Genomic DNA, 17,875 nt, shown 5'->3' on the forward strand with positions numbered 1-17,875 from the left:
TTCATGGGTTCCGCGGTGCCCGGGAACAACGCCTGGCCGGTCAGGCATAATGGCAGGCGACGCGGACGTCGCCCAGCATCCGCAACTCCGGCCGCTCGGCCCGGCAGCGCTCGGCTACACGCGAGCAGCGCGGGTTGAAGCTGCAGCCCGGCGGCGGGGCGATTGGGCTCGGCACCTCGCCGGACATCGGCCGGCGCTCCCGGTTCGGCCGCTCGACATCGGGAATCGTGTCGAGCAGCAGCCGCGTATAGGGGTGGCGCGGGTTGGTGAAAACGTCCTCAGCCGGCCCCGCCTCGACGAAGCGGCCGAGATACATGATGGCGAGATCGTCCGACATGTGCCGGACGACCGAGAGATTGTGGCTGATGAAGAGATAGGTCAGCCCGAACTGCTTCTGCAGCCGGACCATCAAATTGAGGATCTGCGCCTGCACGGAAACGTCGAGCGCCGAGGTCGGCTCGTCGCAGACGAGGAAATCCGCCTCGGTGGCGAGCGCGCGTGCGATTGAGATGCGCTGGCGCTGGCCTCCGGAGAAGGCATGCGGGTAGCGGCTCGCATCGGTGCGGGAGAGGCCAACGACCTCCAGTAGATCGCCGACACGCTGCTGGACCGCCGTCTCGTCGGGCCTGAGCTTCAGCTCCCGGATCGGCTCGGCGATGATGTCCCCGACCCGCCAGCGCGGGTTGAGCGAGGCATAAGGGTCCTGGAAGATCATCTGCACGCGCGGCGGGCCGAACGAGCCATCGCCGCGGCGGATGTCGCGGAAGCTGAGCTTGCCCTCGGTCGGACGCTGCAGCCCCACGACCATGCGCGCCAGCGTCGACTTTCCGCAGCCGGACTCGCCGACGATGCTGAAGGTGGTGCCACGCCTCACCGTGAAGGAGATGTTCTCGACCGCGCGCAGGATGCGGCGCGGCTCCTTCGAGAACAGCCGGGACAGGGCCGGCGCCGAGACATTGAAGCGGCAGGACGCCGCGGCGACGTCGAGAATGATATCGCTGCCTCCCCCAGACGATCGGCCAACTGAGCCCTCGTCCTGAGGCGCACGCGCAGCTTGCGTCTCGAAGGATGCCTCAGAGCGCACCGGAACATCCTTCGAGACGCCGCCGCGCGGCTCCTCAGGATGAGGGCTCGCGATAGGGGCTTCCATATGCTCACGCATGCGCCGCCTCCTTCAGCGGGAAATGGCAGGCTGCGGCATGGCCCATCACCGGCAGGCCCGGCTTGTGGTCCCGGCAGAAGGCCTCGGCCCGGCCGCAGCGCGGATTGAACGCGCAGCCGGGCGGGATGGCGTTGAGGCGCGGCATCGCGCCGTMGATCTGGTTGAGATGCTCGTGGCGGGCGTGGACGCTGGGGATCGAGGCCATCAGCCCGGCGGTGTACGGGTGGCGCGGGCGGCGCACGACCTCCTCGACCGGCCCCATCTCGACGATGCGGCCGGCATACATCACGGCGACCCGGTCGGCCGTCTCGGCGATCACGCCCATGTCGTGGGTGACCAGCATGATCGACGTGCCGTGCTCGCGGCAGAGCCGCTTCAGCAGCGTGGTGATCTGCGCCTGAATGGAGACATCGAGCGCGGTCGTCGGCTCGTCGGCGATGATCAGCGAGGGCTCGGCGCAAAGCGCGAGCGCAATGACGACGCGCTGGCGCATGCCGCCCGAGAATTGGTGTGGGTAGGCGTCGATACGCGACTCGGCGGCGGGGATACCGACCTCCTTGAGCAGATCGAGCGCCCGCTTGCGGGCCTGCGCCCGGCTCACCGGCAGATGGGTCATGATCGTCTCGACGATCTGGTCGCCGACCCTGAGCAGCGGATGCAACGAGGTCAGCGGGTCCTGGAAGATCGCGCCGATGCGCCGCCCGCGCAGCTTGCGCATCGCTTCTGCCGGCAGGTTGTCGATGCGCTGGCCCGAGAGATGGATCTCGCCGCCGGCGACGCGCCCGGGCGGATCGAGCAGACCGATCACCGCGGTGCCCGTCAGCGACTTGCCCGCACCGGACTCGCCGACCATGCCGAGGATCTCCCCGGGCGCGATGTCGAAGCTGATGCCGTCCAGCGCCGTCAACGGGCCGTGGCGGCCGTCGAAGACGATGCGCAGGTCGCGCACGGACAGGAGAGGCGCGGCGGCGGAAGCGGTCATGCGATGGCCTCGCTGCGTTCGATCGCGTAGCTCGACGAGAAGATCTCGCTCATCGGCGGGTGGCCGAGCGTGCGCTCGGGATAACGCGCCATGACGCCCTCGAACTGCTTCTGGGCGCGGGCGTTGTCCGCAGCCTCGTCCTGGCCAGCGATTGCCCGGTTTTCCATGACGAAGCGCCCGTCGATCACCACCGTCGCGAAATCGCGGCCATGGCCGGTGAGCATCATCGTCTGGATGGGGTCGATGACCTGGCCGCTATGGGGCCGGTCGAGCTCGAAGACGGTGATGTCGGCCCGCGCACCCGGCTTGAGCCGCCCGAGATCGGGGCGCTGCAGCGCATCCGCGCCGCCGATGGTCGCTGCGTCGTAATAGTCCTCCGAGCGCACGGCGGCGACATTTCCCGCCATGGTGCGGGCGAGGATCATGCCGGTCTGAAGGTTCATCACCATGTCCGGCGGGCTGGTATCCGTGCCCATGGCGATGTTCAGCCCCATGGCGCGGTAGCGGCCGAAATGGTCGATGGCATTGCCGTGCCGGCCAGAGACCAGGGGGCAGTGGACGATGCTCGCGCCGGAATCCCGGATGATCTCAAGATCGCGGCCGGGCCGATCGATCAGCCTGCTGCCGGAGACGACCGTGCCGTGCGGCAGGAGGCAGCGCTCGCTGAGGAAGCCGAGGCTCTCCAGCCATTCCGGCGGGCTCATGCCGTGCTGGGCGAGGACGAGGTCGTATTCGATCTTCGACTGGCAGCAATGCAGCCGCAAGGGCACGTCGAGCTCGCGCGAGGCGGCAGCGGTGCGGCGCAGCAGCTCGGCGGTCGAGGTCTCGACCCGGTCGGGCGCGAACATGGCGCGGATGAGGCCTCCGGCCGCGCCTTCATGGCGCTTGGCGAAGTCGATGGCGGCGTCGAGCTCGGCGAGGCCGCGCGCCTCGTCATAGTGGGTGACGACGCGCCCATCGGTCTCGACGATCTGGTTGCCGGTGCGATAGGCCGGGCCGAGATAGGCGCGCAGGCCGAGATCGGCGGCAGCCTGCGCGGCATCCTCGAACTCCTGCACCGTCTCGCCCCAGGCGCGGTAGAACAGCGAGGCGATCGGCAGGGCGGTCGTGATGCCGTTGCGGATCAGCGAGGCGAAGGCATAGCGCTTTTGGAAGGCCAGCTCCTCGCGGGTATACATCTCGTAGGGGCCGGCCTCGAGATAGCTGCGCGGCCAGACCCGGCCCTTCTTCCAGGCCGGCTGATTGTCATAGGCGATGATCGTCGTATCGAGGTCCGAGAGTGCGTCGCAATCGACGAAGCCCGGCCCGATCAGGGCATTGCCATAGTCGATGCGCCTGCCGATCTCTCCGGGGAAGCCGTGGCCGACGAAGACGATTGCGCCGTTCTCGAACACGACCTCGCCGTTCTCGTAGAGACGATGGCGCCCGTCCTTGTGGCCGACGACCCAGCGCGCGGTCATCAGGACGCGGCCCTGCGGCCGTTTGGCTGCCTGCAGGCTCACGGGGCGGCCCTCACCGATACGCCGTCGCGGGCGACGACGCGGCCGCGCTTGACGACGCGGCGCTTCGGCGAACGGGTGACGATCAGCTCCGCCAGCGTCTCGCCGGGCATGATGACGAAATCGGCGGCCTTGCCCTCGGCGAGACCGTAATCGGCGATCTCCATGACCTTGGCGCCTTCGGTCGTGCAGACGTCGAAGGCGAGCTTCAGCTCGTCGTCACGGCGGAAGTTGTTGCGCAGGCCGACGAACATCGCGCGCTCGACCATGTCTGCATTGCCATAGGGGCCCCAGGTGTCGCGGATGCCATCCGAGCCGGAGCAGACGCGCACGCCGGCCTCGAGCAGCTTCCTGACCGGCGGCGCGGCGCTGCGGGATGGAGCCGTCGTCATGATCGCGATGTCCAGCTCGGCAAGCTGCTCGATCAGCGGATCGACCAGGGCCATGTCGGGCGAGCCGAGGCAGAAGGCGTGGCTGACCGTGACCTTGCCCTTCATGCCGAGCGCGCGGGTGCGCTCGATGATCAGGTCCATCGAGAAGGCGCCCATCTCGCCGGGCTCGTGCAGGTGGATGTCGAGCGGCTTGCCATAGGTCTGGCAGAGGCCGAAGACCGCATCGAGATGCCCCTTCGGGTCGCGGTCGATGCCACAGGGATCGAGTCCGCCGACGATCTCGCAACCGGCCTTCATCGCCTGGTCCATCAGCTCCAGCGTGCCGGGGCGGCGCAGCAGGCCCGATTGCGGGAAGGCGACGAGCTCGATGTCGACGATGTCGCGATAGCCGTCGCGGGTCTTCATCACGCCCTCGACGCCCCACTGCCCGTGCTCGGTGTCGATGTCGACATGGCTGCGGATATGGGTCGTGCCCATCAGCGAGGACTGGATCGCCTGCCGGGCCGACTGGCGCGCGGGATCGATGTCGAGGCGCTTCTTGCTCTCCCGCTCATTGTCGATCTTGTCGAGGAGCTTGGGGCCGACTTCGTTGACGTACCAGGACTGGCCCCAGAGGCTCTTGTCGAGATGGGTGTGCGCCTCGACGAGGCCGGGAATGACGATCTCGCCGCGACCATCCTCGACCGGCACACCTGCGGGCGCGGCGATATCCTTCGCCAGGCGGCTGATGCGGCCGTTCTCGACCAGGATGTCGACCGCCGCTCCGGCGTTCGGGCGGAGATTGCGGATCAGGAGGGAGGCAGTCATCGCGGGCGTATCCTCGTGGTTTCTTGTCAGCGGAGTTTCGGGTTGAGCGCATCGCGCAGCCAGTCGCCGAGCAGGTTGACCGAGAGCACGATCAGGCCGAGCTGCAGCGAGGGGAAAACGACGAGCCACCAGGAACCGGAGAACAGGTACTGGTTGCCGATGCGGATCAGCGTACCCAGCGAAGGCTGGGTGATCGGCATGCCGACCCCCAGGAAGGACAAAGTCGCCTCCGAGAGGATGGCGAGGCCGAGATTGAGTGTGGCCGAGACGAGCACCGGGGTCATGGTGTTGGGCAGGATATGGCGGCCCATGATCCGCGCCGCCGGCACGCGGATGATCCGGGCTGCCAGCACATATTCCTTGCGACGCTCGACCATGGTCAGCGCACGCACGGTGCGGGCGTATTGCACCCAGCTCGTCAGCGCGATCGAGAGCACCAGCACCACGGCGGCGAAGGGTTCGCGCAAAGCCGGCGGCAGCATCTCGCGGAAGATCGCCGAGACCAGGATCGCCATCAGCAGCGTCGGGATCGACAGTACGGTATCGCCGAGGCGCATCAGCAGGTTGTCGACGCGCCCGCCATAGAAGCCGGCGCAAAGCCCGATCGAGACGCCGATCAGCATCGAGACGACGACGGCGGAGAAACCGATGATCAGCGAGATGCGCGAGCCGTAGAGGATGGCGGAGAGCACGTCGCGGCCCTGCGGATCGGTGCCGAGCAGGAAGGGCCACTCGCCGCCCTCCTGCCAGATCGGCGGAATCTCCGCCTTGTCGATGAAGATCTGGGTGAGGTCGTAGGGGTTCTGCGGCGCGATCAGCGGCGCGAAGAGCGCGCTGAGCACGAGCAGCGCCAGCACCAGTGCCGAGAGCCAGGCGACCGGGGTGTGGCAGAAGCTCCAACCGATGTCGCTGTCGAGGAAGCGGCGCAGGCGGCCGGGTTTCCTGGCGGTGTCAGCGGGCCGGGTCTTCTCAACGAGCATTGGCGCCTCCCGTGAGGGCGTCTTCGCGCAGGCGCGGATCGACCCAGGCATAGGTGAGGTCGACCAGCGTGTTGAGCGTGACGAAGATGAGGGAGACGACGATCAGATAGGCCGCCATCACCGGGATATCGACGAAGGTGACGGCCTGGACGAAGAGCATGCCCATGCCCGGCCACTGGAACACCGTCTCCGTCACCAGCGCGAAGGCGATGAGATTGCCGATCTGCAGGCCGGTGACGGTGATCACCGGCATCAGGCAGTTGCGCAGCGCGTGGCCGAAATGGATGGCGCGCGACGGCAGGCCGCGGGCCCGGGCGAAGCGGATGAAATCGGTGCGCATGGTCTCGAGCATCTCGGCGCGGACGAGACGCATCACCAGCGTGATCTGGAAGAGCGAGAGCGTGATGCCGGGCAGGATCAGCGCCTTGCGGCCGGAAGCGGTGAGGAAGCCGGTGCTCCACCAGCCGAGCTGAACGACCTCGCCGCGGCCGAAGGCCGGCAGCCATTGCAGCGAGACCGAGAAGACCAGGATGAAGAGGATGCCGAGCGCGAAGCTCGGCAGCGAAACGCCGAGCACCGAGACGAACTCCAGCGCCCTGGCGAGAATGCTGTTTCGCCGGATGGCGGTATAGACGCCGAGCGGGATGCCGATGGCGAGCGACAGGAAGGTCGCGACGAGGACGAGCTCGAAGGTCGCCGGGAAGCGCTCCGATATCAGCGTGAAGACGTCCTGCTGGTTGCGGTAGGAGATGCCGAAATCGCCGCGCGCGGCATTGCCGACAAAGGTCGCGAACTGCATCGCGAAGCCCTTGTCGAGGCCGAGCCGGACGCGCAGCTCGTCGCGCTGCTGCTGGCTCGCCTGCTCGTTCAGCATCAGCTCGACGGGATCGCCGACGAAGCGGAAGATCAGGAAGGCGAGGAAGGCCACCGCCAGCATGACGCCGGCGGCGTTGAGCAGTCGCTTGAAGAGAAAGGCCGGCATGGAAAGCTCCTGCGTTCCGGCGTCATTCCCGGGCTTCGCAGAGCGAAGACCCCGGGAATCTCAGGACGAGAGGGCGCTGGTTTCCGAGATGGCCGGGTCAAGCCCGGCCATGACGTCGCGCCTGCCTCACTTCATCATGGTCAGCCAGAGGCGCGGCTTGTTGTCCGAGGCCTGCACGGTCGAGGCCACGGTCGAACGCATCGCCCAGGCCATCGGTTGCTGGTGCAGCGGGATGAAGAGGTGCTCGGCCTTGGCGATCTTGAGCGCTTCCTTCATCAGCTCGATGCGCTTGGGCGTGTCGAGTTCGACACCGGCCTTGTCGATCAGCGCGTCGATGCGCGGATCGCCCCAATTGCCCCAGTTGAAGACGCCGCCCGTGCCGCTCTTCGAGCGCATCACCTGCACCAGCAGCGAATAGGCGTCGATCATCGGCTCGTTGGCCCAGCCGAAGGAAATGACGTCGAAATCGCCCTTGACGCGCTTCGGCGCCTGCTGGCTGCGCGGGGCCATGCTGAGATTGGGTTTCAGGCCCGCGCGCGCCCACATCGAGGCGACCGCCTGACAGAACTCCTCCTCGTTGACGAGGGAGTCGCTCTGGCAGTTCAGCTGGAAGGAGAAGCCGTTGGGATAGCCGGCATCCGCCAGGAGTTTCTTGGCGCCGTTCAGGTCGAAGGGCAGGCGTTCGTCCTGCGAGGGCTCGTAGCCGGGGATTGCGGGGGCGACGAGCGCGCCGGTGTTGCGCGAGAGACCGCGCATCGCCCGCTTCTGGACGGCATCGATGTCGATGGCGCGGTAGAGCGCCTCGCGCACCTTGATGTCCTTGAAGGGGTTCTTGTCCTTCACGTCGCTCTCGAAGAGCTTGTCGGTCAGGTTGAAGGCGAAGAAGACCGAGCGCAGCTCGTTGGTCTGCAGCACCTTGACATCCGGGGAGGCGGACAGGCGCGGCAGGTCCTGCAGCGGGGCGACGTTGGTGAAGTCGATCTCGCCGGACAGCAGGGCCGCGACCCGCGTCGAGGACGAGGTGATCGGCGTGAACTCGATCTTATCGATGTTGTGCTTCGGCTTGTCCCACCAGTTCGGGTTCTTTGCGAAGACGGTCTTGGAGTCGGCGCGGCGGCTTTCGACGAAGAACGGGCCGGTGCCGTTGGCGTTGTCGGTGGCATAGCCCTTCACGCCCTTGCCGGAATCGGTGGGGAGCAGCGAGTTGTTGGCCTCCATCCACTCCTTGTCGAAGATGAAGATGTTGGTGAGGTCGTTGAGGAGCAGCGGATAGGGGCCGTTGACCTCGATCTCGACGGTGTAGTCGTCGATCTTCTTCGAGGATTTATAGGCCGGCAAATTGCCCTTGAGCGGGGAGTCGGGATGGGTGACGCGCGCCAGCGAGGCGATGACGTCATCGGCCGTGAAGGGATTGCCGTTGTGGAACTTGACGCCCTGGCGCAGCTTGAAGCGCCAGATCGTCGGCGACACCGTCTCCCACGACTCCGCCAGCGCCGGCTCGATCTTGAGGTCGCCGGTGTAGCGCACCAACCCCTCATAAACATGGTTCAGCACCGACAGGGTGAAGGTCTCACCGAAGGAGTAGGGATCGAGCGAGGCGATTTCGCGCGCCGACCCCCATTTCAGCGTCCTCGCCTCGGCGGCTCCCGTCAGGGCGAAAGCGGCAACGGCCGCCAGTAACCAGGCCTTCTTCATCCAACTCTCCCCTTTTGTGTTCGACCCCGCCGTAGCGGGCCCGGATCGTCGTTGCCGCCTGTTTGGGCACCGTGGCGTTTTGATCGCCATCTCGTGTGCGATTATTGAACAAACTTGCATACGATGAAAATATCGTATTGTATGCAATTATTGAACACAAGCAGAAACTGGATCGGAGCCCGCGATCGTGACATTGACGCCCCCGCAAATGGTCAGATCAGGACGAGGGAAAGCGGAGATGGGCGAGCGTCGTACGCCGGTTCTGCGGGCGGAATCCGTATACAGGGCGCTCCGGCGCGCGATCATCGAGCAGGCATTGAAGCCCGGCGTGAAGCTGCCGGAGGATTCGATCGGGGAGCAGCTCGGGGTCAGCCGCACGCTGGTGCGCGAGGCCTTCGGGCGCCTCGCCGTCGAAGGGCTGGTGGAACTCAAGCCCAATCGCGGCGCCTCCGTCGCCTATCCGACTCTGGAAGAAGCGCGCGACGTCTTCGAGGTCCGGCGCGGGCTGGAGCGGCTGGTCGCGGAGAACTTGGCCGGGCGCCTGACGGCGTCCCAGGCGGCCGAGCTCGAAGCCCATGTCGAGCAGGAAGAGAAGGCGCATGAACAGGACGGGCCGGAATCGATCCGCCTCTCCGGCGAGTTCCACATCAAGCTCGCAACGATGACCGGCAATGCGCTGCTGCTGCGCTATGTCCAGGAAGCATCGTCGCGCTGCTCGCTGATCCTGGCCATCTACGGCCGCCCGCACTCCAGCGAATGCGCGGTCTCCGAGCACCGCCAGTTGATCGAGGCCCTGCGCTCCGGCGATGCCGCCCGCGCCGCCGATCTCATGGACCACCATCTGCGCGCCGTCGTGACCCGCGCCTTGCTGACGCCACGCGTCGAGCGGGACATCCGCGACGTGCTCGCCCCCTACGCCCGCAGCGAAGGATTGACCCCATCGTGACCGCCCACCCGACCGGACAGCCGCGCGCCGAAACTGCCCCCGGCATCGTCACCTTCGACTTCGCAGCGCTGACCCCGCGCGAGCGCTACAAGCTGCTGATCGGCGCCGTCGTGCCGCGCCCGATCGCGCTGGTGACCACGGTCGACGAGCACGGCACGGTCAATGCTGCCCCCTTCTCCTTCTTCAACTGCCTGTCCGCCGACCCGGCCATCCTCGCGCTCGGGGTCGAATACCGACCGACCGGGGCGCAGAAGGACACCGGCCGCAATGTCAGGCAGACCCTGGCCTTCACCGTCAACATCGTCTCGGACGCGCTCCTGGAAGGCATGAATGTCTGCGCGGTGCCCTTCGAGCCCGGCGCCGACGAACTGGCCGAAGCCGGATTGACCGCGATGCCCGGCGTCAAGGTGCCCTGCCCGTGGATCGGACAGGCGCCGGCAGCCTTCGAATGCCGGCACCACACGACGCTCGGCATCGGCAATTCGCGCGAAATCATTCTCGGCGAGGTCGTCTACGCCCATTTCCGCGCCGACGCGGTCGATCCGCAGAAGCTCTATGTCGACCCGGCCGCGCTCGATGCCGTCGGCCGCATGGGCGGACATGGCTACGCGACCACGCGCGACTATTTCGACCTGCCGACCATGTCCGTGACGACCTGGCGCGAGGATCCGGCAGCGGCGAACCGGCGTCGCTGACACCTGTACGCCAAGCCTCTTCCCTGCTCGGCAGAATGGCTTGCGGCGATAAGGCACAAAGCCATGCACTAGACGCAGGCCAATTAGTCTTTGGTCTATTCGACCTGCGCCAGGAACATCCCGCCCCCTGCGCTCAAGCCATGGCAGGTGCGGCCCTGATGCGCCATCCTCGCACGAACCGGTCCTATCGGCCAGATCAAGGCCGAACGACCGGCGGGTGGGCGACCTAAGCTTTCAGGGAGGATGGGGCCATGTCCGGGATCCTGCGCGCCAGGCGCAACAACGCATGCCGCCTTTCGCGAGGTGACGCATGACAGCCACCACCGAGATCACCGATTTCAAGGTCGAAACGCCCGACGGCGCGACGCTGCACGCCTTCAAGGAAGGACATGGGCAGCCGCTTCTTCTGGTCAGCGGCCTCAGCGGCACAGCCGCGTTCTGGAAAGACATCGCGACGACGCTGTCGCGCTCCTTTCAGGTCATCCGCTTCGATCAGCGCGGCATCGGCGCCAGCACGCGCGGCGATGCTCCCTGCGACATGGAACTCCTGGCCCGCGACAGCCTTGCCGTGCTCGACGCAGCCGGCGTGGGGCGCGCCGTGGTGCTCGGCCATTCCACCGGCGGCTGCATCGCCCAGATGATCGCCAAACTCGCGCCGGAGCGCGTGGACGGACTCATCCTCAGCGCAAGCTGGCTTGCCCCCAGCCGTTTCCTGAGCGCGCTGTTCGGGGCGCGCCTCGCAATCCTCGAGGCGGACCCCTACGCCTATGCCGCCATTTCGGTGCTCAGCGGCTATCAGCCACGCTGGATCGAGCAGAATTGGCACGTCTATGACGATGCGCTGGAAGCGGCCCCGGTCAGCGAGCACGCGAAGATCGTGACCCGCGAGCGGCTCAACGCCCTCCTCGCCTTCGACGGCTCGGCCGATATCGGCTCGCTGCCGATGCCGATCCTGATCCTCGGCACGCGCGACGACATCGTCGTCCCCGTCTACCATCAGGAAGCGCTCGCTGCCGCTCTGCCCGGCTGCCGCCGGGCGATCATGGAGACCGGCGGGCATTTGTTCCCGGTGTCGCGGCCGGACGCCTTCACGGCGACCGTGGCGGAGTGGATCGGCGAACTCTGAGGCCGAACCTGGAGCAACGGCGCGGCGAAATGGCCCATGCGGCGCCGCGCGGCTTCGGGCTAAATGAGAACGCCTCCAAGTCGAAAGACCTGCCCATGCGCGTGATTCTCCCGAGCCTCCTCCTCATCCTGCCCTTTTTCGCGCAGCCTGCCGCAGCGCAGGACGCCGCTGCCGGCGAGCGATCCTTCAACAAATGCCGCGCCTGCCACCAGATCGGCGAAGGCGCGCGCAACCTCGTCGGCCCCGAGCTCAACGGCCTCATCGGCCGGCATTCGGGCGCGGTCGAAGCCTACAGCTATTCGACCGCCAACAAGACTTCCGGCCTGACCTGGGACGAGGCCACCTTCACCGACTACATCAAGGATCCCAGGGCCAAGATCCCCGGCACCAAGATGATCTTCGCGGGCATCAAGAGCGAGAAGGAGATCAAGGATCTGATCGTCTTCCTCAAGCAATTCGACAAGGACGGCCGGAAGCTCTGAACCGCGCTGCGACGACAGCGAATTTGGCCTTCGGCGCCGGCCTGTCGTATCTCCTTCTGCCTGATCGACAGAGGAGAGCCCGATGGCCGGCCCCGCCCCCCGGACGAGACCCCTTTCCGCATTGCGGGACTTCCTGCGCAGCGAGGCCGCCGGCGGCATCATCCTGATGGCGGTAGCGGCGCTTGCGCTCGTCATCGCCAACTCGCCAGCGGCGCCGCTCTATTTCGGCGCGCTGAAGAGCTATATGCTCGGCCTCTCCGTCCTGCACTGGATCAACGACGCGCTGATGGCGGTGTTCTTCTTGCTCGTCGGCCTCGAAATCAAGCGCGAGATGCTGGACGGCCAGCTTTCCAGCTGGGGGCGGCGGGTGCTGCCCGGCTTCGCCGCGCTCGGCGGCATGATCGCGCCGGCGCTGTTCTACCTCGCCTTCAACCTCGGCTCACCGGAAAGCCTGCGGGGCTGGGCGATCCCGACGGCGACCGACATCGCCTTCGCGCTCGGCGTGCTCTCGCTGCTCGGGCCGCGCGTGCCGGCCTCTCTCAAGGTCTTCCTGACGGCACTCGCCATCCTCGACGACCTCGGCGCGGTGATCATCATCGCGATCTTCTACACTGCCGAGCTGTCGGGCCTGTATCTCGGCCTCGCCGCGGCGACGCTTGTCGTCCTGACGGCGCTGAACCGCTTCGGCGTGACGCGGCTGGTGCCCTATCTCCTGCTCGGCGCGGCGCTCTGGTACTTCACCCTGAAGTCCGGCGTGCATGCGACGCTGGCGGGTGTCGCGCTGGCCTTGACCATCCCGCTGAAGCCTTCCCCGGCCCGGCCCGATGACGCCGCATCGCCGCTGCACAAGCTCGAACACGGGCTCCACCCTTATGTCGCCTTCCTGGTCATCCCCGTCTTCGGCTTCGCCAATGCGGGCGTCTCCTTCAGCGGCCTCGGGCTCGCGACGCTCGCCGCGCCGGTGCCGCTCGGCATCATGCTCGGCCTGTTCCTCGGCAAGCAGGTCGGCGTCTTCGGCTTCGGCTGGCTAGCGATCCGCGCCGGCCTCGCCGATCTGCCGGCTCGCGCCTCCTGGCCGCAGTTCTATGGCATCGCCCTGCTCTGCGGCATCGGCTTCACCATGAGCCTCTTCATCGGCCTGCTCGCCTTCCCGGATTCCGAGGCGCTCCAAAACCAGACCAAGATCGGTGTCCTGGCCGGCTCGCTGCTCTCCGGCATCGGCGGCTGGCTGCTGCTAAGGCTTTGTCCGGGCGAGGTTATGCACAAGAAGCAAGGCTGATCTGTTCACCTTTTTGGCAGAACGCCTCTTCCATTTTCGCGCAGCGATGCAATATTTATTCGGTCCGGCAGCCATTCCCGATTCGTAGCCGGAGCGAGCCCGCAAGCAGCGAGGAGCGTCCAGAGCCGATGAAGAAGGCCAAGCGGAAACCGGGGGAGAAGCGGTCGCAGATCGCCGCCATGCCGATCCGCCACGCTGCCGACGGCTCGCGGGAGATCCTGCTCGTCACCTCGCGCACGACGCGCCGGTGGATCGTGCCTAAGGGCTGGCCCATGAAGGGCCTGAAGGATCATGACGCGGCCGCCCGCGAGGCCTTCGAGGAGGCCGGCGTCGTCGGCCGCATCAGCAGCGAGCCGGCGGGGCGCTACAATTACTGGAAGCGCATGAGCGACCATTTCGTGCTCTGCGAGGTCAATCTCTATCTGCTCGAGGTCGAGGAGCAGTTCGAGAACTTCTCCGAGCAGCATCAGCGCGACCTGCACTGGTTCAAACTGGCCGACGCCGCCGATCTCGTCGACGAGCCGGAGCTCAGCACGGCCATCCGCAAGCTGGAACGCCTGCCCGCTTTGGCGGCGTGAGGCCGCCTCTCGATGCATGAGCGCAGCCGCGTCCACCTCGAATACGGCATATCGTTCTGATGGCACGGCTCGCGAATAAGTTGAAGCCAATAAAAAACGGAAACGAATTCGTGTAGATTCCGCCGAGGCATCGCCGCTTGCGCGCTGCAACACATCTTCAACTGGCAGAATCTGCCCAAATGACGTAAAGTCAGCCTTTCCGGACCAAAGGGCCAAAGAATGCCCGACCAGACTCGCCATGACGCATGGCAGGCCGGCGAGAATTACGATCGCTATATGGGGCGCTGGAGCCGCGAGCTCGCGCCTCTTTTCGTCGACTGGCTCAATCCCCTGCCCGGCTTCGAATGGCTCGATGTCGGCTGCGGCACCGGCGCGCTGACCGAGGCGCTGCTCGGCGGCGCCGTGCCGGTCAGCATCATCGGGATCGACCCTTCGGAGGGGCTCCTGGCACTGGCGCGCGAGCGCATCACCAACTGGCGCGTCAGCTTCCGGCAGGGCAGCGCCGAGGCGCTGCCGGTCGAGACCGCGAGTTGCGACGCCGTCGGCTCGGGGCTGATGCTCAACTTCGTGCCTGACCGGGGCAAGGCGCTGGCCGAGATGCGCCGCGCCGTGCGGCCGGGCGGGCTCGTCAGCTTCTATGTCTGGGACTATCCGGGCGGAGCCCCACAATTCGTGCACGCCTTCTGGACCGCGGCGACGGCGCTCGACCCGCAGGCGACGGACCTGGCCGTGGACAGGCGCTTTCCCTTCTGCACGCCTGAGGGGCTGACGGAACTCGCCGCCGCCGCCGGGCTGATCGACATCGCCTGCGAGCCGATCTCCGTGCCGACGCTGTTCCGCAGCTTCGACGATTTCTGGCAACCCTTCACGCTCGGCACCGGCCCGGCGCCCGGCTATTGCGCGAATCTGTCACTGGCCGCGCGCGAACTGCTGCGGCAGCGGCTGCGCGAAAGCCTGTGCTTCGCCTCCGACGGCACGATCCCGCTGGAGGCGCGCGCCTGGGCGGTGCAGGGCATCTCCCCCTGAGAGGGACCGCGCGTGGATCACCATGCGCCCGACCGGACGCGCTGGCGGCGATCGATGTATTTGTTGTCGCATCACACCCGGGCCTCCCTCCCGTCTCACGCCCGGGCTTGCCGCTCGCGTCATGCCCGGCCTTGACCCGGGCATCTCCGGGCAAGGAGTCTCCCGCAGGCTGTTCCGGCCTGAGATTCCCGGGTCTCCCGCCGGTCGCCCGAGAATGACGCGCGTGTTTTCACCCGCCCACGCTTCCGCGCGGGCGTTCGCGATCGAGGGGCAGCGGAGCGCCGCGAGGCGCGAGGTATCGGGCCGCTTCCGTTGAGCCAGGACGCGGCGCGGAAGGATTGAGCCACCTTCCGCACGCCCCGTGGCGCTCCGCTTGCCGGCGATTTGAAAGCCACGGGCCGCGCTTATCCGGCCGGGGTCTCCTCGTGCCCGACGCTTCGCGGATCAGTTCGGCTCATCGCCTCGTCATCCGCTCCGCGTCAAAGCTGGACGCCCCCAACCTTCCAGCGAGCTCCTCGCACAGGGGCCGTAGTACCCCCAGGGCGGTGCCCCGCAGCCTCCCGAGTCCGGGGTGCAAACCCGGCCGCAGGGCGCCGCCCCCACCCCGCCATGCAGCATGCCTCCGGATGGCCGCCCCTCGGGGTGAGGTGGGCCGAGGATAGGGCGATTTGGCAAGGCGGGGACAAGTTTCGTGCGGGGGACCGCGACGCCGGAGGGGACGGTCATCGCCGGAGGATGGGCGACGGGGCCTCCGCCGTCATGGTCGGGCTCGTCCCGACCTTCCACGTCTTTGCCCTGGCTGAGCGAGGCATTCCCGATGGGGCCGCCCGTCATCAGCGTCGCAAGACGTGGATGCTCGGCACAAGGCCGAGCATGACGGCAGAGCACATGAACCGCGACGCTATCCTTCTCCCGGATGGGAGAAGGTGGCGCGGAGCGCCGGATGAGGGTGTGCCGTATCCATAGAAGGCGCAGCGGCTCCGTTGCGCTCTGGTAGTCAGCGGCGGCCCCTCACCCCTGCCCCTCTCACTGACCTCGGGGTTGCCCGAGATCAACACTTCAAGTGGCGTAGTCGGCAACAGCCGACTACGCTGCGGGAGAGGGGTTCCCCGCGCCTCAACTCATCGCGTGCAGCGAGGTCGTTCGAGATCGCGTGAGGCGTAGACGAAGGTGGAGGGGATGTCATGGCGGGAGGATAAGCGATGGCGCCTCCTCCGCCATGGTCGGGCTCGTCCCGACCATCCACGTCTTTGCCCTGGCCGAGCGACGCATTCCCGATGGGGGCGCCCGTCATCAACGCCGCAAGACGTGGATGCTCGGCACAAGGCCGAGCATGACGGCAGAGCGCATGCACCGCGACGCTATCCTTCTCCCGCAGGAGAGAAGGTGATGCGGAGCGCCGGATGAGGGCGCGCCCTATCCGTAGAAGGCGCAGCGGCTCCGTTGCGGCTTGACGATCAGCGGCAGTCCCTCACCCCTGCCCCGCCCCCATCCGGGAGAGGGGTTCTCCGCGCTTCATTGCATCGCGCAGCGAGGTTGTTCGAGATCGCGCGAGGCGTAGACGAAGGTGGAGGTGGAGGTGCAGGGGACGGTCATGCGGGAGCCTCTTGACGGCCTTCACCCCACAACCTCCAATTGAGCGGAAATGCATTTCGAATCAGCGGGGCGATTAGTGGCTCATCTCTTTATTGAGGACATTGTTGGAAAACTGAAAAGGGGCGAACTTCGCATACCCGCGTTTCAACGTGGGTTTGTCTGGACGCCGGACGATGTAGCCTTTCTTATGGACAGCATCTATAAAGATTATCCATTCGGGAGCGTCCTACTCTGGCGAACAAAAATAAAACTCACGCAAGAGAGGAACTTAGGGCCCTTTGAGATACCGAAGCCAGAAGCTGATTACCCTATTGATTATGTCCTCGACGGGCAGCAAAGGCTAACGTCGATTTTGGGTGTTTTCGCAAATGACCTTCCAAGAACCAACATCATAGATTGGAAGGATATTTATTTTGATATGCAAGCGCCCGAGAACGCGCAGAACTCTCAGTTTATCGCGCTCGATCCTCCCGAAGTCGACCCTGAGAGGCACTTTCCGCTCAAGATTATCTTCGATTCAACTTCTTATAGAAGAACAACGCGAAATTTTAGCGATGAATTGAGCGCTCGTTTAGACGATCTACAGAAACGCTTCCAGCAGGCGCAATTTCCGTATTTTCTGATGGAAACGGAAGAAAAGCAAAAAATCGCAATCGTATTTGAACGCATCAATCGCAAAGGAATTCCGCTCGATACGTTTCAGCTTCTCACAGCTTGGACATGGAGTGAAGATTTCGAGCTTAAACAGCAGTTCGAAGAACTCGCCGACGAGCTTGAGCCTTTTGGATTTGAGTCAATCGGAGACGATACCGATTTGCTCCTTAGATGCGCAGCGGCAGTATTGCTAGGCAAGGAAAGCCCGGAAAGCCTTCTACTCGTCGATGGAGCAACCGTTAGAGACACATTGCCTCGAATAAAGAAAGGCATCAAAGCGTCTATCGATTTTCTTAAGCAAAACTTCGGAATCCAGCGACTAGGCAACCTGCCTTATCCAACAATGCTGATTCCTCTTACGGCCTTCTTTGAAGGGCCGGAAGGAGAGCAACTTTCGCTTACCGCAAGCAATCCGACGTAATTAAGCAATGGTTTTGGCGATCGGCATTCTCTCGGCGGTACAGCAGCGCGACCAAACGCAATTTGGAAGCCGACATCAGCGGAGCGAAAACCCTTCGTGCGGAAGGAGATAGCACGCTCGGAAATTTCGACGCGCCTATAAGCGAGAGCTACTTCAAGGATCGTCGATTCATTATCGGAACGGTCGATACACGCGTTTTTGTTTTGCTCCTTAGCCATCAAAACCCAAAATCTATTGTAAATGGCAATAGTATTAATATCTCAAAAGTCCTCACTGCCGGAAATCGAGCAGAGTTTCACCATCTTTATCCTCAGGCCTTCCTGCGATCAAAGGGAATCGACTCCGTAAGAATAAATGCTCTTGCAAATTTTTGCATCTTATCTGCTGCTGACAACAAAAAGGTCGGCAGCCTTCAACCATCTCAATACAAGCCAAGGCTCGCCGACAACGTTGAAAAAACACTCCCTGGAAATCTCATACCTATATCTATATTCGATGACGACTTTGAAAAATTCATCGACGAGCGCGCAAAGATCCTAGCTTCGGCGGCGAATAAGCTGATGGCGAAGTAGC

The 17,875-nt window shown here is 65.1% G+C and carries 16 protein-coding genes; 9 read left to right on the plus strand and 7 right to left on the minus strand.

What is annotated here, in order from left to right; all coding sequences use genetic code 11:
- Positions 1–40: 40 nt before the first annotated feature.
- The 7 genes from AC1DE3_RS11255 to AC1DE3_RS11285 all read right to left on the minus strand — a co-directional run bounded on the left by AC1DE3_RS11255 (position 41) and on the right by AC1DE3_RS11285 (position 8,499).
- Positions 41–1,162: an ABC transporter ATP-binding protein gene (locus tag AC1DE3_RS11255; protein ID WP_441509366.1), complete on the minus strand. Its 1,122-nt coding sequence runs from the start codon at positions 1,160–1,162 to the stop codon at positions 41–43.
- Positions 1,155–2,144, minus strand: coding sequence for an ABC transporter ATP-binding protein (locus AC1DE3_RS11260; protein WP_476852393.1), 990 nt, complete (start codon positions 2,142–2,144; stop codon positions 1,155–1,157). The genes AC1DE3_RS11255 and AC1DE3_RS11260 overlap by 8 nt, the downstream gene beginning before the upstream one ends.
- Entirely contained in the window at positions 2,141–3,604 is a 1,464-nt protein-coding gene (locus AC1DE3_RS11265; protein WP_441510093.1) for an amidohydrolase family protein, read from the minus strand. Before AC1DE3_RS11265 ends, AC1DE3_RS11260 begins: the two co-directional genes overlap by 4 nt.
- A gap of 38 nt (positions 3,605–3,642) precedes the next feature.
- Positions 3,643–4,842, minus strand: coding sequence for an amidohydrolase family protein (locus tag AC1DE3_RS11270; RefSeq protein WP_441509368.1), 1,200 nt, complete (start codon positions 4,840–4,842; stop codon positions 3,643–3,645).
- A 26-nt stretch (positions 4,843–4,868) separates the two neighbouring features.
- The gene (locus tag AC1DE3_RS11275) at positions 4,869–5,822 is read right to left on the minus strand and encodes an ABC transporter permease (RefSeq protein WP_441509369.1); all 954 of its coding nucleotides are present in this window, start codon (positions 5,820–5,822) and stop codon (positions 4,869–4,871) included.
- Positions 5,812–6,804 carry an ABC transporter permease gene (locus AC1DE3_RS11280; RefSeq protein ID WP_441509370.1) on the minus strand — a complete coding sequence of 331 codons (993 nt, stop codon included), beginning with the start codon at positions 6,802–6,804 and terminating at the stop codon, positions 5,812–5,814. Before AC1DE3_RS11280 ends, AC1DE3_RS11275 begins: the two co-directional genes overlap by 11 nt.
- 126 nt (positions 6,805–6,930) lie before the next feature.
- On the minus strand, positions 6,931–8,499 hold the full coding sequence (locus AC1DE3_RS11285; RefSeq protein WP_441509371.1) for an ABC transporter substrate-binding protein: 1,569 nt from the start codon (positions 8,497–8,499) through the stop codon (positions 6,931–6,933).
- A gap of 238 nt (positions 8,500–8,737) precedes the next feature.
- Between AC1DE3_RS11285 and AC1DE3_RS11290 the strand changes: the two genes are divergently transcribed.
- The 9 genes from AC1DE3_RS11290 to AC1DE3_RS11330 all read left to right on the plus strand — a co-directional run bounded on the left by AC1DE3_RS11290 (position 8,738) and on the right by AC1DE3_RS11330 (position 17,874).
- Complete coding sequence (locus AC1DE3_RS11290; protein WP_441509372.1) at positions 8,738–9,445, plus strand: GntR family transcriptional regulator; 708 nt, start codon at positions 8,738–8,740, stop codon at positions 9,443–9,445.
- Positions 9,442–10,140, plus strand: a complete 699-nt coding sequence (locus AC1DE3_RS11295) for a flavin reductase family protein (protein WP_441509373.1) — start codon at positions 9,442–9,444, stop codon at positions 10,138–10,140. Before AC1DE3_RS11290 ends, AC1DE3_RS11295 begins: the two co-directional genes overlap by 4 nt.
- Before the next feature lie 310 nt (positions 10,141–10,450).
- Complete coding sequence (locus AC1DE3_RS11300; RefSeq protein ID WP_441509374.1) at positions 10,451–11,266, plus strand: alpha/beta fold hydrolase; 816 nt, start codon at positions 10,451–10,453, stop codon at positions 11,264–11,266.
- 95 nt (positions 11,267–11,361) lie between these two features.
- Positions 11,362–11,748, plus strand: coding sequence for a c-type cytochrome (locus AC1DE3_RS11305; RefSeq protein ID WP_441509375.1), 387 nt, complete (start codon positions 11,362–11,364; stop codon positions 11,746–11,748).
- Positions 11,749–11,830: 82 nt separating this feature from the next.
- Positions 11,831–13,027, plus strand: a complete 1,197-nt coding sequence (gene nhaA, locus AC1DE3_RS11310) for a Na+/H+ antiporter NhaA (protein ID WP_441509376.1) — start codon at positions 11,831–11,833, stop codon at positions 13,025–13,027.
- Between the two features lie 128 nt (positions 13,028–13,155).
- Positions 13,156–13,605: an NUDIX hydrolase gene (locus AC1DE3_RS11315; protein ID WP_441509377.1), complete on the plus strand. Its 450-nt coding sequence runs from the start codon at positions 13,156–13,158 to the stop codon at positions 13,603–13,605.
- Between the two features lie 219 nt (positions 13,606–13,824).
- Complete coding sequence (locus AC1DE3_RS11320) at positions 13,825–14,631, plus strand: class I SAM-dependent methyltransferase (protein ID WP_441509378.1); 807 nt, start codon at positions 13,825–13,827, stop codon at positions 14,629–14,631.
- A 1,645-nt stretch (positions 14,632–16,276) separates the two neighbouring features.
- Positions 16,277–17,302, plus strand: a complete 1,026-nt coding sequence (locus AC1DE3_RS11325) for a DUF262 domain-containing protein (protein ID WP_441509379.1) — start codon at positions 16,277–16,279, stop codon at positions 17,300–17,302.
- Between the two features lie 62 nt (positions 17,303–17,364).
- Positions 17,365–17,874, plus strand: a complete 510-nt coding sequence (locus tag AC1DE3_RS11330; RefSeq protein ID WP_441509380.1) for a hypothetical protein — start codon at positions 17,365–17,367, stop codon at positions 17,872–17,874.
- Position 17,875 lies beyond the last annotated feature (1 nt).

This window comes from Allobosea sp. 10L417, assembly GCF_056395485.1.

What these genes read in the sequence shown, in the direction of transcription:
- AC1DE3_RS11305 (WP_441509375.1), top strand. Translation starts at nt 11,362, where the DNA reads ATGCGCGTGATTCTCCCGAGCCTCCTCCTCATCCTGCCCTTTTTCGCG.
- nhaA (WP_441509376.1), top strand. Translation starts at nt 11,831, where the DNA reads ATGGCCGGCCCCGCCCCCCGGACGAGACCCCTTTCCGCATTGCGGGAC.
- AC1DE3_RS11285 (WP_441509371.1), bottom strand. Translation starts at nt 8,499, where the DNA reads ATGAAGAAGGCCTGGTTACTGGCGGCCGTTGCCGCTTTCGCCCTGACG.
- AC1DE3_RS11255 (WP_441509366.1), bottom strand. Translation starts at nt 1,162, where the DNA reads ATGCGTGAGCATATGGAAGCCCCTATCGCGAGCCCTCATCCTGAGGAG.
- AC1DE3_RS11280 (WP_441509370.1), bottom strand. Translation starts at nt 6,804, where the DNA reads ATGCCGGCCTTTCTCTTCAAGCGACTGCTCAACGCCGCCGGCGTCATG.
- AC1DE3_RS11270 (WP_441509368.1), bottom strand. Translation starts at nt 4,842, where the DNA reads ATGACTGCCTCCCTCCTGATCCGCAATCTCCGCCCGAACGCCGGAGCG.
- AC1DE3_RS11300 (WP_441509374.1), top strand. Translation starts at nt 10,451, where the DNA reads ATGACAGCCACCACCGAGATCACCGATTTCAAGGTCGAAACGCCCGAC.
- AC1DE3_RS11315 (WP_441509377.1), top strand. Translation starts at nt 13,156, where the DNA reads ATGAAGAAGGCCAAGCGGAAACCGGGGGAGAAGCGGTCGCAGATCGCC.
- AC1DE3_RS11325 (WP_441509379.1), top strand. Translation starts at nt 16,277, where the DNA reads ATGCATTTCGAATCAGCGGGGCGATTAGTGGCTCATCTCTTTATTGAG.
- AC1DE3_RS11275 (WP_441509369.1), bottom strand. Translation starts at nt 5,822, where the DNA reads ATGCTCGTTGAGAAGACCCGGCCCGCTGACACCGCCAGGAAACCCGGC.
- AC1DE3_RS11320 (WP_441509378.1), top strand. Translation starts at nt 13,825, where the DNA reads ATGCCCGACCAGACTCGCCATGACGCATGGCAGGCCGGCGAGAATTAC.
- AC1DE3_RS11265 (WP_441510093.1), bottom strand. Translation starts at nt 3,604, where the DNA reads ATGACCGCGCGCTGGGTCGTCGGCCACAAGGACGGGCGCCATCGTCTC.
- AC1DE3_RS11290 (WP_441509372.1), top strand. Translation starts at nt 8,738, where the DNA reads ATGGGCGAGCGTCGTACGCCGGTTCTGCGGGCGGAATCCGTATACAGG.